The organism is Roseibium sp. SCP14 (genome assembly GCF_040329475.1).
Taxonomy (GTDB): Bacteria; Pseudomonadota; Alphaproteobacteria; order Rhizobiales; family Stappiaceae; genus Roseibium.
Genome location: NZ_JBDZYH010000002.1, coordinates 195,613 through 210,481, shown reverse-complemented (window position 1 = coordinate 210,481; position 14,869 = coordinate 195,613). Strand labels below are relative to the sequence as shown.

Here is a 14,869-nt window from a genome sequence, read left to right as displayed (position 1 = left end):
AGCCGCACAAAGGTGCGGCTTTCGTATCGTTTTTTGGAACGGTTTTGTCGAAGATCGCAACCGGGACTTTGTTCAGCGCAGCGGAACGTTGGCGTCGGCCGGAACCGGAGCTGAAGGTTGCCGGGTGTCCGCAAAGGCCGGTACGGCCGCTTCAAATGCGTCAAGCCAGGCAACAAGCTTGGGATGTGTCTGACGCCAGTCGTCGCCAAACCGCATGTCCAGATAGCCAAGGGCGCAAGCCAGGGTCAGCGTACCTGCATCAACATCGCTGGAGGACGAAGGGGCGGCCGGTGTGTTTTCTTCAAAATATGCTAGGCCACGTTCCATCTTCGCAGCCTGATAGGCGTCCCAGTCCGGGTCGCGGAACTTCGGATCCTTGAAACGCTTCTCGTAAACGCGAAGAATTGCCGCGTCCATGATGCCATCGGCAAGGGTCTGATCGCGCAGGACTGTAAATCGAGCTTCGCCTGCCGGAAGAATTTTGCCGCCGCCTGCAAGAAAATCGAGGTATTCGAGAATGACCGCACTGTCGTAGAGGACTTCTCCGTTTTCCAGGATCAGCGCCGGTATCTTTCCGAGCGGGTTCTGGTTGCGCAAGCTGTCGGCGGGATCGGCCGTGTTGGCGTCTTCAACGGCAATTCGGTCTTTCAGACCAAGAATTGCCATGGCAAGTTTCACTTTGCGGCCGAACGGCGATGGTGGAGACGAGCGAAGTTTCATCATGATCTGGTTCCTGGAACGAGGTGTTGACCCTGTCTGATAACAGGAGTTCGAGGCTGTCGATTGGCAAGACCCTACCTGGAGCGGGGCGGTGGGACGAACATGCTGTCCTGACGACATCCGGACCGGTCGACACCTTCACAGGCTCGAAACTCGAGGTCCTTCGTCAGACAGATCCGGATTTCTTCGAACTCTCCCCTGGAACAGGTGACGGCCATGCCGTCAGGCTTCAGACCAGGGTTGGCAAGGCGGAACGCCTTTTCAACGGTCTCGGGCGAAGCCTTGCCCCGCTTGTCGAGAGTTTCGAAAGCGACCGGAATGGTGATTTTGTTGAATGCGGCCCGGGTGAGGTCGAAATAGTCTTCAGGTTCAAGTCCAGAACACGTGCCGTGTTTGCGCCACTGATGGAAAACGAGCCCGTGGCTGGGCATGATGTCTTCCATGCCAACGGCAATCTGCCGGTCGATCCTTTGCGGGACGCCCTGACAACTTGCAGGATATCCGCGCTCGTATTGGGGCCACAGGCCGTGAACAATGAAGCGAAACGGGTCGCGAACTTCACACTGGTGCGGGCTGGCGTTGCTGCCTTCCTGGTTGCAATAGGTTGGAGACCAGGAAAGCGACAGGACGTAGAAATCAAATTCGCCGGGAGTATCGGCTGCCGCCGGAAAGGAAAACATTCCGACAACAAGACATGCGAACAGCCTCCATTCGTGGCTGGAAATCGCCATCGATGGGTCCTCTCGGGGTGCGGCTTAGCGGCGGGGACGAAGTGTGCTGCAGTGACTGCCGTAGACGCGCCATTTGTCGAGCGGTGCCAGGCAAGCCTCGACGTTCCAGCTTACACCGACAAAACCTGCATGCTCCTCAACCAGATAATGAACTGACTGATAGCTGCCATCTGAAAGGTTCGCGGTGCCGCTGCAATAGCGCCGTGCAAGCGGGCTGAGCCCATTCACCTTGAACGCAACTTCCTGAATGTCATTGATGCCGAGGATCGTGCGGCCACCATAGTAGTCCTTGCGCGCCCTGGCCACGGATCCGGCAACCGCGCTTTGCACGGAAGCTGCAGTACACTCTGGCAAGCGTTTGTCTCCGCCGAACGAGAAATAGGCTCGATTTTCCTCGGCGGATGCAGGTGCGGAAATACCCGCGCAAATTGTAAGTGCGGACAGGATCAAACGGGCGGAACGGGCAATGTGCACGGTATTAACTCCGGATGGCAAACTGTGAGGCAAACGATGGGGGAGCGAAGCTCCGAGGTCAAGCACCTGTGGCCGCAAAAGTGGCAATGTTCGCCATTATTCGCTGATCAATTGTGAAACATCCCAACTTGTCCCCGGTCCCTGGTGGAGAATGTCGCATAGCCAGGGCAGGATCCGGCGCATTTCGTCGGCCAGAGTGTATGGAGGATTTATGAGCGTCATGCCGGATCCGAGCATCTTCGTATCCGGACCGCTTTTGCCGACGTTCAGCTCAAGTGCCAGCACGTCCCGCAGGCCGGCGTCACGGAAAGCTTCGTGCATTTTGCGGATCGCCCTGGCATCTTTCAAGGGATACCAGAGGGCAAAAGTACCCCCCGACCATTTCTTCCAACCCTTGACGACGGCTGCCGTCATCTTGTCGAACTCGTCTGTGACTTCGAACGCGGGGTCGATCAGCACCAGTCCGCGCTTTTCCTTCGGCGGCAGGAAACTTCCAAGAGCCAGCCAGCCGTCAAGATGAATGGTCTTGACCTGATAATCTCCGGAAAACAACTCGGACAATGTCTTGAAATCGGCCGGATGAAGCTCTGTCAGGGTGAGCCGATCGTTCTTGCGCATGAGATGACGGGATAGATCGGGAGAACCAGGATAGAATTTCAGATTTCCATCGGGGTTCAAGTCCCGGATCACACCGAGCCAAGGGGCAAGAAGATCTGCAACCGGAGAAGGTATGTCCGCGCTCAGGATCTTTCCGATGCCCTGTTGCCATTCACCGGTCTTCTGGGTTTCTTCGGAACTCAGATCGTAGCGGCCGATCCCGGCATGAGTATCGATGATCCGGAAGCCCTTTTCCTTGCGTTGGAAATAAAGGATCAGCCGTGCCAGCACAGCATGCTTCAAGACGTCGCCAATGTTGCCTGCGTGATAAGCATGCCGGTAATTCATGAAACCTGTTCCTGGTTGGGGCTATGTCAGTCGGCCGGCTTCGGGTCTCGTTGCATGTAAATGACGGCAACTTTTCCGTTATCGGCCTTTCCGATCTCTTCAAATCCAAGCCTGTTGTGAAACCGCAAGGAGCCCGGATTGGGCGGGCGTTCGTTGACTTCGCACAGGAATGTACGACCGGATCCTGCCATCTTGTTGAACAGCGCGCCATACATTGCATCGCCGATCTTCTGGCCTCGGGCGGACTCATCGACGCAAATGCGGTCAGTGTAAGCGAACTTTGAATACCGCTCGCTCAGCCAGTGATAGTTGGGGCTATCGTATTCAATGCCTTCCGAAAGGCACAAAAGGAAGCCGACCGCGGTGCCATTCCTTTCGGCGACAAGGCAGACCAGAGCCGCATTGATGAGGTCAAGCAGCTTTTCCGCGGTCGCTTCACTTACGGCTGGAACAGCGGCATTGTTCATTGCAAGCAGCGCGCTCAGGTCGCCTGGCTCAAAGGGGCGGATCTTTGGGGCGACGGCTGTTTCGGATCTCATGAATGCACCTCGGATTGATCGGACCCGCCTTATAAGTGGTGCGGTTCGACTTGAAAAGGTGCTGTGCGGGAGGGCAAAAAGACCGGGCGCAGCGAAGCCGCGCCCGTTACGTGTGACTTTGTCGTTTGCAGAAGTTGATTATTCTTCTGCCGGAGCACTTTCGTCTGCGGGTTCTTCACCACCTTCTTCGATCACCTGAAGGTTTACCGCCTTCGGTCCCTTGCCACGGCGATCGGGTTCGGTCTCGAAAGAGATCCGTTGACCGCTGTCGAGCGTGGACAGGCCGGAGCGTTCAACGGCGGAAATGTGCACGAACACATCCGCGTCGCCTTCGTCAGGCGTGATGAAGCCGAAGCCCTTGTCGCTCTTGAAGAATTTTACTGTTCCGGACTGACGCGGACCGCGTTCGACCGGAGGCATGTCCCGGTTCGGACGAGAGGAGCGGAAACCGTCACCGTCGCCGCCTTCACGATTGCCGTAACCGCCTCGACCACCGCCGCCGCCATAGCCACCGCCGCCGTCGCGATTACCATAACCGCCGCGACCACCGCCGCCGTAGCCACCACCGCCGCCGCCGTAGCCACCACCGCCGTCGCGATTACCGTAACCGCCGCGACCACCGCCGCCGTCGCGATTACCATATCCACCGCGGCCACCACCGCCGCCTTCACGGTCACCGTAGCCACCACGGCCACCACCGCCGTATCCACCGCCGCCGTCGCGATTGCCATATCCACCGCGGCCGCCACCATAGCCGCCGTCTCTATCGTCGCGGCCATGGCCGCCGCCGAAATCATTGTCGCGTCCGCCACGGTAGCCTCGATCCCGGCCGCCGCCGAAATCACCACCGTAGTCGCTTCCGCCAAAATCGCTGCCGAAGTCTTGCGGACCGCCAAACTCGCGCTTGCCGCCGCGTCGACCACGCGAACGCCGGTCCGAATCACCATCGTGCATTACTTAATCACCTTAACTTCTGTGCCCCTCCGGCACATCTCACCCAATCTCACCCGTCTTCACAGTCGAGCCGCTACGCTCAGGCGCACTACGTGCGCCCGTTCAACACTCTGGGATCGGGTTGAAACAAATATGCCGCATCCCTCACCAGCCGCTGCAACCACATCTTAAGGGCCTGACGCACAAAATCGCAAGAAATTCCTTGGTCAATGTCTTAATTCGAGGTGTTTTTAATGGGCCACGTGCTTGACCAATTGGACAAGTCGGGTGCCGTGCCGTCGCAAGTCTTGCGGGTTGCTTCCTCCAGAAGGACCAAACCTGTTCCGTTCCAGCTCCACCGGTTCCACAAGCCGCATTCGCCGACACCTGAGCCCTTGAAGTAGCTGACCAACTGCTGATCGGCGGGAATCCATCTGGCGTTGTAGATGAGGTCGCTTGCAACAGGTCCCTTGTCCGACATCCGGGCAACGTGAACCTGTCTGGCAGCTCCGTCCTTGCCGGAGAGAATAGCGACATAAGGACTGTTATAGGCGGTAGGTGCTCCGCAAGGGACAATGTAGAGCGACGCATTGTCGGCAAGCGGAACGCGGACGGCATTCAAACTTGCAAAGATCGTCGGATCTATTGCCGAACACAAGCGGTTGGCTTTCCAGATAGCAGCAACTTCAGGGGGAAGCTGGTCAGGACTCATGAGCGGAATGGCGTGAGGGGCATCTTTCGCCGGTGCCGTGCCCGGCGCGACGATCGCCGCCACAGTTCCCGTCCGGTCCTGGCGATTGTCGACCCACAGGAGACTTGCCTTGAGTCCCTGAAGAGGAACCGGAACAGCGATGGCATCCGAACCGTTGGCCGTCAGATGTACTGTCAGTTCCTTGCCCTTCTGCATCGCTTCCAGAAGGGTCGCCGTTGCCGGGCCTGTCGGATACCAGAAACCTTCGCCGCCAAGCGGACGGAAGCCGGCGGGCGGCACGACAGCTGTCTGCATCTCACGCAACTGTTCGACCGGCAACTCCTCGATCAGTTCGCCGTCGACATCAAACCGGATCATGCCTTCTTTCGGAAGTTCGGTGTTCGTTGTCAGGCGAACGAGCGGCTGGGCCTCGGCCTGCCAGTCCCGAATGATGCGTAAGTCCACCCAGACCGACTGGCTACGAGTAAAGGAAGAAGCGAAGCATACGCCGGTGTTGCCGCAATCGACTGTCCATCCCTCGAAATTGGGCGCAGTGCGGCCTGGCTGTGCCATCCCGCCGGAAGCAGCCAAGAGCGCCGCAGTGGCGGAAATCAGGAAGGTCAACAGTCTGAGCGTCATAAGGTCCGGATATCCGATTGTGATTGCCGTGTGGCCTATACATCTTGTACGAAATGCACGCGGCAAGGTGAAGCCGCCACAAGGCAGAAACACGATACCGGCATGCTTTGTCCCGTATTTGTTGCTGATGCGAGTGAATTCCTCGTGAAAGGAGGCGGTTGTGCCGCAAGAAACAAGTGATTCCGATATGGGTGACCACCAGGATAACGGCCAGACCGAGACACCGCCAATTCAGGTGATGGTCATCGCCGTCACGCCGTTTCAGCAGAATTGTTCGCTCATCTGGGATCCGAACACCCTTCGAGGAACCGTGATCGATCCAGGTGGAGATATCGACCGGATACAGGCTGCCATCGAGAAGTACGGCGTCAAGGTTGAGAAAATCGTCCTCACCCACGGTCATATCGATCATGTGGGAGGTGCGGCGGACCTTGCGGAAGTTCTCAAGGTTCCGGTCGAAGGTCCTCATGAAGCGGACCAGCCCCTGATCGAAAGAGTTGCGGACCAGGCGGCGCAATTCGGAGTGGACGGGGTGAAGCCAGTCACACCGGACCGTTGGATGTCGGAGGGCGAGCAAGTGGAAATCGCCGGACGGATGTTTGATATCCTTCATTGTCCGGGACACTCTCCGGGTCACCTGGTGTTTTTCGACAAGGAACTGCGATTTGCAATTTCAGGTGATGTGCTGTTTGCCGGCTCGATTGGCCGAACAGACCTGCCGGGTGGCGATCATGCGACGCTGATCAAATCTATCAAGGAGAAGCTTTTGCCGCTGGGAGACGATGTGTCGTTCCTGCCGGGGCATGGACAGGCCTCAACGCTCGGGCATGAACGAGCGACCAATCCATTTCTGACCTGATTTTCTGGTGTTACAGGGCTCTGCCCAAGGCAGTTCGGCATCAGATTGAATCACCTATCGCAACCTGAAACCAGAGATTTCAACGCGATAGGTAACGCTCTTTGTTTCTGGTTTTCACGAAACGCTCTAGAACAGGGCCCGCAGATCATCGATCCGGTCGTTGACCAGCCAGCCGTAATAGTTTTCGCGGGGCCAGGACTGTCCGGTCCTGCGGAACTTTGCCGCTCTGCCCCATGGGTCACCCAGATTGTAGAGCGTTGCCGTCAGTCCGGGATTGTTGGAAATGTCCACTTTGCCAACGGACTTGTAGGCAGCAATCGCGTCCTGAACAATCGCGGCCATATAATGCAGCGAGATATTGGGATCCATCGTTGCCTTGTAAACGGCTTCGGAATTCTTGGCTTCCAGCTTCCGGAAGCCGCTCTGCCGGGAAACGCGATCCGTCATCTTCAGGACAGTAAGGGGACTCAGCTGACCCAATCCGAAGCTCTGGCCTGCATATAGCGGCTGGAAGAAGGCTTCATTGAAGTTCTTTTTCGGATAGAGGACACCATCCACTTTCCGGCCCCGGAACTTGCTGTTCCACACACCTTCGTAACAGGACCATCGGCGGTCACTGCTTTTCTGGATGTGATCCTTTCGGCAGCGGTCGAATTGCGGGCGCTCGACGAACGTATCGACATGTTCGCCATCAAGCTCGAAATCAAACCGGATACCTGCGTAAGCGAGGGCCTTTACATAGTAGGACTGGGCGCTGTCCAGAGTGTCGTAATTATAGGTGTGTTCTCCGACAATCGCGCCAACGATGTGTATCGGGTCGATGTCGTAACGTTTCGCCACCCGATTGATGGAGGACATCAGCCGCCGGTCGCGCTTGAGAACGGCCAAAACCTTTTCGAACTTGGCGTCGTATGACGACTTGGACGCAGATGTGCGCCGGGAAGAGGCGTAAGGGATCTTCGGCTGTGATTTGTACCGATTCCCTTCCGGCACGACCCGAACGGACTGTGCATAGGCGGATTGTGTGAAGAACGAAGACAGCTGGGACGGGCTGAAAAGCAATCCCAATATCAGGCAACCTGCAAACAAAAATCGAGATTGAAACCTAAGCAGTCCGGTCTTCCTGCACATTATATTCGCTCTGCGCTTGGCGTTGTCGTGTAATAGGCGCCGGGCACAGGCCTCAGCACCAGCGAACCGTAGCGGCAACAGATAGTTCGCTGATAGCGACAGTAAATAACTCATCTTGCAATTAGCCCCCAGTAAAAACCATTGCTGCAGCGAAGATGCAACTGGTTCTTTTGACTAGGTCGTGGCCATCAACAGGGAAGTGATGCTTGTCACATGCAGTCTGTTTCTCAAACTTTTCCTTCGTTTGAGGGCGGTTTGAAGGAGCACGCCGGACCCATTCGAAGGCGAACAGCTTTGGGAACATTCAGATGATTGAGGAATGCCTTGTGCTGGCGGAGACCGCACAGTTCGCGCTGTATGGTGACATGCCACAGAGCCTCACCCGCCGCAGCCAACCGGTCAAAGCGCTCTGCTTCGGAGGTCTCAGGGTCATCGGTGCTCTCACTCAACAATTTGAGTGCAGTCTCCAGCTTCTTTGTCAGCCGGATGAGAGTAGAGGCCTTTTCGTTGAAAACCTCCTGCTCCAAAGCGGCAGTCAGCGGGTCCTTGTCGGTGTTGTTGTTCAGTTGAGGCGGGCGCACAGACATTTGCCAGTTTCCGGCAGATTTGATGAGTTTCGGGAAGAGTCACACGGTTGATTTGTTCAGCGCAAGATCTTTTTCAAAGAAGATCAGACCGCCCAGGGCAACGAGTTTGAGCAAGCAGGGCAGGCCGGCATAAGTGAAGCTTAATGTGAACTCTAATTCGGAGGTCATCGCCACGTTCGGGTGGTAACCGAAAAGACCCAACAGAGGCAGGGAAAGCCCCGTTGCGATTGCCAGCGCGGATTTGGACAGGAACGCCATTGCGGAAAACAGGCGCGAAGCTTCCCGCTGACGATGATCTGCGGCGATATGATCAGCCAGAATTGCGGGTGGCAAGGCAAGGTCTGCCCCAAGCGCCAACCCGGAAAGCATGCAAACCAGAGCATAGGCAGCCAGGTCTCCCTGACCCAGAAACACCGCCCAGAAAAATGTAGCGATGGCAACAGCAAGCGAAATCTGCCAGGCCCGAATTTTGCCGAACCTTCGGGCAAGGCGGGTCCAGAACGGCATCGAAAGCGCGCCGGAGAGGAAATAGACGAGCAGAAAGAGCCCAGTATATGCTTCTGCGTTGAGGCGATCGCGGACAAAGAACAGCACCAGGACTGCCGGAATGGCGCTGGCGAAGGTATTGAGGAAAACCGTACTGAAGAAAAGCATTCTCCAGCGGTCTTTCAATAGTGACGACCAGCTGACCTGTTGGCGTATGGGCGCCGGGATCTCTGTCGGTGTCCTTCGCATCCAGTGAAGCAGTAGCCAACAGGCAATGCCCAGAAGAGGCAGATACCCGACCGTCAACCAATGGAAGGCGTCAGCAGAGCTGCTGGCTCCGGCCAGAAGCGGGGGTGTTATTGCCGCAACCAGGAGCCCGAGCAGTCCAATAGCTTCGCGACTTGCAGTGATCCGGGTGCGTTCCGAAGCGCTTGTCAGCCACAGCCCGCCGAGGGTCTGGAAATTGATGGAAACAACGGAAAAACCGGTGGTGCAGACAAGAACGGAGACAGCAAACCAGATCACGGTTGCTTGCGAGGTGGGATGAAAAAGCATCCAGAAGCCGCTTCCCAGCAATATGGCGCCGGCAATCAGAATGCCGCTCCTGTACCGATGAAACCTGTCACTGAAACTGCCGATGAACGGATCCTGGATGGCATCGACAAGCCGCAGGGCGAGGAGAACTGACCCCAGTACAGTCAGCGGAACCTGCTGGGTCACGGCATAGAAGTCCGGCGCGTGCAGATAAATCGGCAAACCTGCGAAGGCCAGAGGGAAGGCCATTGCACTGTAGGCAGCAAGCCCGGAGGTCGAAACAGAAGGACCTATCGTTTCATTTGCTGGCTGTCTTTCCGGGGACTGGTTTTGATGTTCGGTGGAAAGTTTTTCACCAGCGCCTGCACCATCGAAGCGGCTTTCGTCACCCGTCACGAACCGGCCCCGACGAGTTTTGCACGCAATCCCGGGTTCCGAGTGTTGTTGCCCAGCCAGATTGCGAAGAACCTCCTGGTAAAGGCCGGATCGCTGATCGAGCCGATCTTTCGACTGCCGAGATAAAAGACGGAACTGCCGTTGGCGGTTCGAACTCCGGTGATGGATTGTCCTGCAGATACATTGGGAAAGATAGCTTGCATCTTTTTGCCCCAGGCCTCGAGTTGCTTCCTGGAAACACCTCCCTGACGCCTGATTTCATCAACGGAGCTTTCGGCGATCTTCCTGCCCTTGAATTTGCGCAGATAGGTCAGCTTCAGCGCGAATGGGGCACTGGAACTGTAGGTGCCTTTGGGCGCGTAAAGTTCTGCATCAAAGATCTTGAAGCCCAGATAGGTCATGCGGCCCTTGCCAACCAGTTCGGCTGAAGGAACAGATCGGAAGGCGGGGTCGATATCCGCCTTAGCTGGCTGAGCCAGATATGACGACGCTGCAAGAGTGAGAACAAAAAGAACGATGAGCGGTCCTTTCACGACCGCATTCATATTGTGAGACAACATCGACACTACCTCCGGGATTCTGGTGGCCGCCATATGCTGTCCTACGCCGGAAGCGCGCACCCGGATCTGTTCCGTTTTCGGAAAAAGGGGGCGGAATTTGCTTGCCTTGAAGCAACGTCATGTTTTCTTCGACATTGCGTTACATTATAATGAGCGGATAGCCAGATACGCCTGCCGGTGAGTTGAACACGGCATCAGCCTTCCCGGGCACGCAGTGTGTGAGGAATAAAATGCCGGGAAAACCGGCGTCGTTTCCAGAGAAATGGTGAGCTCTCACCTGAAGTTAACTGGGCCTCTGAACCGGGGGGCAAGCTTGGGCCAGTGTAATGAGCAATATTGATCTGAAACCCAAATTTCGGAAGAAGACGAAGGTTCAAAAACCGAAACTCTACAAAGTCGTTCTTCTGAATGATGACTATACACCGCGAGAATTCGTTGTTCTTGTTCTCAAGGGCGAATTCCGGCTGGACAATGCGCAGGCCGAAGTCGTGATGATGACCGCCCATCAAAAGGGGGCCTGCGTCGTTTCCGTTTATCCGAGAGATGTTGCAGAAACCAAGGCAACCAGAGCAATCGATGCTGCTGCGCAGGTCGGTTACCCGTTGAAGTTCACGGTGGAGCCGGAATAGGACAAGCCGTGTCCGGAACGGTCCAACCGGTATTTACCTGGAACTGTCAGTTTGCGCCGGATCGATCCAGCGGCGTGCCATATCCTGCAAGACGCCATGCTCGTTCGACAGTTCCATCCAGTAATTGAAATATGCAGCCAATCCCGGTGAGGACGGCGGCATGAGATAGGCGAAAAGGAACCTTGTCGCCGTGTCTTCGGGAACCACGGCCGAATAACCTTCAAGAGAAATTGCCAGGGCCCGGGCCTGTTCCCTGGTCCACAGAGCAGCATCGACATCAGTGAGAGACTGCAGGTTGCTATAGTCCTCGACGACCTTGATCTTCGCTTCAGGGAAGCTTCGTTTCGCCAGAGGGATCAAGACGGGATCGTCGAAAACAGCCAGTGTCAGGTCCTTGTTCGCTGCAATGACCTCGCCCGACTTGAAATCCTCGATACGGTCGCTTTTCACGATGAACGCCAGAGGGTTCTCGTAATAGGGATTGCTGACCGTCAGTGTCTCCTGCCGGTCATCGGTAATGTAAAGTCCGCCGACCGCGATATCGAAATTCTTCTGCTTAAGATCCGCGGCAAGGCTTTGCCAGTTGTAAGGAACGAATACCAGCTCGACATTCATGCTTTGCGCGAAGCGGTACATCATTTCCACGTCGTAACCGACCAGCCGGCCGTCATTGTTCTCATAGGCAAACGGCATGACATTGGGGTTGATGCCGACGCGCAGGACGTTTGTCGCTTGTATCCGCGCAATTGTGTTCAAGGTCCGGTCGGCGTCTGCGCCGGACGGTGTCGTTGTCTCAGCGTCACCTACCGGGCGAAGTCTTGAGATCAGGTTCGCATCGCTCAGTGTCTGCAGGTAGTCCGGAAGGCTCGCGGCCCGGTAAGTGATTTCGGAATGAAGCGGTGCATGTGAACCGCCCCAGCGGCCGATCGCCCAGATGCCGGAAAAGGCCGCCGCCGAAACAGCGAGTGTCAGAACAAGGGCTCGTGGATTGAAGCGGATCTTGCCGTAAAACCGGAAAGTGATGAGGACGGTGACAAAGGCGAAAGCCGATACCGATGTGATCACCTGACCATAGCGGGTGATTGCCATGGTCTCGACATAGAGCCCTGTTGTTCCTTCCGGCAGACCGAGCCAATCGGCCATGAACGTGACGGCTCCAATCGAAGATGTCGGAGAGCCGATTCCGGAAAGAAGTGTGACGAAAGGCATTTCCGCCAATTGCTGCTTCTCGATCGGCAGGTAGTAGTAAAAGGCCGCGTAGATCAGGAAGACCATGATGAAGAAGTTGCCGATCTGGGCGAGGGGGTAGCTCACCGACAGCGAGGTCTCGATGATTTCCTTCTTCTGATGGTCCTTGTCCGGATCTTGATCGAGTTTTTCAGCAAACTTCTGAGCCGCCTGCTGCAGCAGCGGCAAGGCCGCCACGGAGAGGGAGGTGACAATCGCGATGATGAACGCCTCCCGCAAGCCGGACAGGATCTCCCGGTAGGTCAGCGGCAGGAAGACGGTCAGCAGCATCGGGAACACCCAGAAGGCCAGGACCAGGGCGCTCAGCATGACGACGGCAATGTAGATCGACAGGGCGGCAAAGCCCGTGAGGCTGACCGAACTGATGGACTCCGCAAACAGAGCGCACACGCCGACGGGCGCCAGATAAACGATCCAGCCCCAGATGCGGATACAGGCGTTGCGGATGATTGTAAGCATGTCCAGCAGAGCAGTCGGGCGAACGCTGTGCTGGATTGCGATGCCGAAGATCACACCCATGAGGACAACTGACGGAATGTAATTCTGGCTGAGCGCCTCAAAGAAATTGTTTGGTATGAGCAGGTCGATCAGGGATTTCACCGATCCCCTGTCGCTCGGGAGACTGGCGGAGAAATCGACGACCCTGGTCTTGTCGACGAGGGGGGCGGTTGACGCGGCCAGAGCAAGGAAGAAAAAACTGACCAGCCAGAGCAGCAGGTAGACGGGCCAGCTTTTCCTGAACAGCATGATGGCGATATTCGGCGACAACCGACCGAGGCCAAGCAGAAGTGACGAGACCAGATAGGGCAGCACCACGACTTCCATGAGCCGGATATAAGCATCGCCAAAAGGTTGAAGAAAGACTGTGAGCGAAGGACTGAACGACCCGATTACAATCCCGATTGTTCCACCGACAAGAACCAGCAGGGGCAGCAATCCGACACTCACAGGCAAAGCTCCTCGACTTCATGCAGACCAGATCGGCATGGTGAGGACGCTCGGGTCCTCCTGGTAGAGAACCGTAACAGATCTAATGTAAATTGAATAATAATGGCCTCCGGCAGGTTCGGGGAATGAACCTGCCGGAGGCCGGGAAAGGTGGAAACCACATCGTGGTCTGGCGTTGAACAGTTTTAGTCGCGCAGTTTGACGATCTTGTCGTCGTCACCGGAAGGATCGTCATCCGGAGCGCCATCATCGGAGGCGCCGGTTTCGGAAACGATGTCCATCGGCTGGTAGTCGCTTTCAAGCGGTTCCGTGATACCGAGCTCGGCAGCCGGGTCGTAGCTTTCGGTCAGGCCGAGTTCTTCCGCCGGGCCCTTGCCTTCCATGGCCATCTGGTAGTTGGCAATCACCGACTTCAACTGGAGAATCTGCTCGTTGGCGGTGTCGACCTGGATCTTGTAGCGCTGCAGGCGTTTGTTCTCATCCACCAGATCTTCCAGATTGTCGGCGAATTTCTGGTTCTGATTGCGCTGATGATTGAGATCGGTGAGGGCCGAATTGTAACGCAGGTTCAGCTCGCGAAGCTTGGCTGTGGTCGCCATCAGCTCGGTGCGGTCTTTCTCGTGGTTCTTCTGTGCGCTGTCGAGAAGGTGTTCGATTTCCTGCATGCGCTTCAGCAGATCGCGGCCACGTTCCTTCAACGTGGAGTTTTCGCGGGCCATGTCCTGAAGCGACTGCGCGCCGATACGGCGCTGCGAGGACAGGTTCTCGATTTCCGCGTTCAGTGCGTAGACTTCATTATCGTGTTTGCGCTGTTCTTCTTCCAGGCGGTTCTTTGCGTAGACCAGTTCCTGGTTGGCAACGTCGAGATGAGACTTCAGATCGATATTGTCGTTACGGAACTCGACCAGTTCACGCTTGGCGGCTTCCAGCTCGCTTGTCGACTGATTGTTCTTGCGGACCTCGTCTTCCAGCAATTGTGCGCTTTCAGACAGGTTCTGCTGCAGTTCCTTTTCGCGATGCCTGACGGCTTCCAGGTCTGAACTCAGTCCTTCCGCCTGGGTTTCCAGGGTCTCGTGCTTGGCTTTCAGGTCGTTGAATTGTCCGGACAGATCCGCGTTCATCGCGTTGACTTCAACCAGCTTGGCGCTTTGCAGCCGGTACTCGTCATTGACCTTCTTGTTGTTGTCTCGGATCGTGACAATGTCGTTGCGGGCCGTCTCCAGGGCGGTGCGGGTCTCAGTGGAGCGCTTGCGCAGGGAATGAACTTCGGCCTGGGCGTCTTCCAGCTGGGTGGTCAGGGTTTTGACCTTGTGTTCGGCGTCCAGAAGATCGGTCGAGATTTTGGCATTTTCCGACTTCAGCCGGACTTCCGTCTCCACGGTGTGACGGGAGGCCTCGATATATTCGGCCATCATGCGAATGCTGGTCTGGCTTTCCACCGCAAAGGCGGCCATCTGGTCAAATGTCTGGTTGAGCCCGCTGACCCGGGATTTCAAACCGTCCAGATGGTTCATCTTTTCCTGCATTTTCAGGGCAAAGGGAGACAGTTGTTCCACGTTTGCGATCGGTTCAGTCACCTGTACGGCCTCTTGTACCTCGACTGTTTCCGTCTTTGTCTCGATCCGCTGTTCCTGGTCTGCACCTGGACGCGTAGACTTCGAGAAAATGCCCATTCCTGTCTCCTGCCTTCAACGCCGGCGCCGCTCCGGCGTAATGCGTCAAGTTATTAATTCTTTATTAACCTATGTGGCTCCGGCGTTTCAACGACTCGCAGGAGCGGCAGGGAGGATACCTTGTGAAGTGTTACCTCAAAAAGACA

15 protein-coding genes are annotated in these 14,869 nt (G+C 56.4%); 2 read left to right on the top strand and 13 right to left on the bottom strand.

The window, feature by feature from the left end; genetic code table 11:
- Window positions 1-72: 72 nt before the first annotated feature.
- The 7 genes from ABLQ08_RS08445 to ABLQ08_RS08415 form a co-directional block, all read right to left on the bottom strand.
- Window positions 73-723 (bottom strand): glutathione S-transferase family protein, encoded by a 651-nt coding sequence (locus tag ABLQ08_RS08445; protein WP_352940721.1) that lies wholly within the window; start codon window positions 721-723, stop codon window positions 73-75.
- Between the two features lie 71 nt (window positions 724-794).
- Complete coding sequence (locus ABLQ08_RS08440) at window positions 795-1,451, bottom strand: ribonuclease T2 family protein (RefSeq protein ID WP_352940720.1); 657 nt, start codon at window positions 1,449-1,451, stop codon at window positions 795-797.
- A gap of 24 nt (window positions 1,452-1,475) precedes the next feature.
- Complete coding sequence (locus ABLQ08_RS08435; protein ID WP_352940719.1) at window positions 1,476-1,925, bottom strand: cytoplasmic protein; 450 nt, start codon at window positions 1,923-1,925, stop codon at window positions 1,476-1,478.
- Window positions 1,926-2,021: 96 nt separating this feature from the next.
- On the bottom strand, window positions 2,022-2,870 hold the full coding sequence (locus ABLQ08_RS08430) for a 23S rRNA (adenine(2030)-N(6))-methyltransferase RlmJ (protein ID WP_352940718.1): 849 nt from the start codon (window positions 2,868-2,870) through the stop codon (window positions 2,022-2,024).
- A gap of 26 nt (window positions 2,871-2,896) precedes the next feature.
- Window positions 2,897-3,409 (bottom strand): GNAT family N-acetyltransferase, encoded by a 513-nt coding sequence (locus ABLQ08_RS08425; RefSeq protein ID WP_352940717.1) that lies wholly within the window; start codon window positions 3,407-3,409, stop codon window positions 2,897-2,899.
- A 138-nt stretch (window positions 3,410-3,547) separates the two neighbouring features.
- Window positions 3,548-4,363 carry a cold-shock protein gene (locus ABLQ08_RS08420; RefSeq protein WP_352940716.1) on the bottom strand — a complete coding sequence of 272 codons (816 nt, stop codon included), beginning with the start codon at window positions 4,361-4,363 and terminating at the stop codon, window positions 3,548-3,550.
- Window positions 4,364-4,577: 214 nt separating this feature from the next.
- Window positions 4,578-5,672, bottom strand: coding sequence for a DUF1176 domain-containing protein (locus tag ABLQ08_RS08415; RefSeq protein WP_352940715.1), 1,095 nt, complete (start codon window positions 5,670-5,672; stop codon window positions 4,578-4,580).
- 187 nt (window positions 5,673-5,859) lie between these two features.
- Between ABLQ08_RS08415 and ABLQ08_RS08410 the strand changes: the two genes are divergently transcribed.
- Entirely contained in the window at window positions 5,860-6,531 is a 672-nt protein-coding gene (locus ABLQ08_RS08410; protein ID WP_352942560.1) for an MBL fold metallo-hydrolase, read from the top strand.
- 126 nt (window positions 6,532-6,657) lie between these two features.
- Here the strand turns inward: ABLQ08_RS08410 and ABLQ08_RS08405 are convergent, their stop codons facing one another.
- The 4 genes from ABLQ08_RS08405 to ABLQ08_RS08390 form a co-directional block, all read right to left on the bottom strand.
- Window positions 6,658-7,662, bottom strand: coding sequence for a DUF1402 family protein (locus tag ABLQ08_RS08405; protein ID WP_352940714.1), 1,005 nt, complete (start codon window positions 7,660-7,662; stop codon window positions 6,658-6,660).
- 227 nt (window positions 7,663-7,889) lie between these two features.
- On the bottom strand, window positions 7,890-8,249 hold the full coding sequence (locus ABLQ08_RS08400; protein ID WP_352940713.1) for a DUF6665 family protein: 360 nt from the start codon (window positions 8,247-8,249) through the stop codon (window positions 7,890-7,892).
- A 39-nt stretch (window positions 8,250-8,288) separates the two neighbouring features.
- Window positions 8,289-9,665 (bottom strand): MFS transporter, encoded by a 1,377-nt coding sequence (locus tag ABLQ08_RS08395; RefSeq protein ID WP_352940712.1) that lies wholly within the window; start codon window positions 9,663-9,665, stop codon window positions 8,289-8,291.
- Window positions 9,662-10,225 (bottom strand): chalcone isomerase family protein, encoded by a 564-nt coding sequence (locus ABLQ08_RS08390; protein ID WP_352940711.1) that lies wholly within the window; start codon window positions 10,223-10,225, stop codon window positions 9,662-9,664. Before ABLQ08_RS08390 ends, ABLQ08_RS08395 begins: the two co-directional genes overlap by 4 nt.
- Before the next feature lie 326 nt (window positions 10,226-10,551).
- On the opposite strand from ABLQ08_RS08390, the gene clpS reads away from it, so the two are divergent.
- Window positions 10,552-10,854, top strand: coding sequence for an ATP-dependent Clp protease adapter ClpS (gene clpS, locus ABLQ08_RS08385; RefSeq protein WP_352940710.1), 303 nt, complete (start codon window positions 10,552-10,554; stop codon window positions 10,852-10,854).
- A 33-nt stretch (window positions 10,855-10,887) separates the two neighbouring features.
- Here clpS and ABLQ08_RS08380 read toward each other — a convergent pair whose 3' ends face one another.
- The gene (locus ABLQ08_RS08380) at window positions 10,888-13,050 is read right to left on the bottom strand and encodes a cation:dicarboxylate symporter family transporter (RefSeq protein WP_352940709.1); all 2,163 of its coding nucleotides are present in this window, start codon (window positions 13,048-13,050) and stop codon (window positions 10,888-10,890) included.
- A gap of 185 nt (window positions 13,051-13,235) precedes the next feature.
- Window positions 13,236-14,723, bottom strand: coding sequence for a hypothetical protein (locus tag ABLQ08_RS08375; protein ID WP_352940708.1), 1,488 nt, complete (start codon window positions 14,721-14,723; stop codon window positions 13,236-13,238).
- Window positions 14,724-14,869 lie beyond the last annotated feature (146 nt).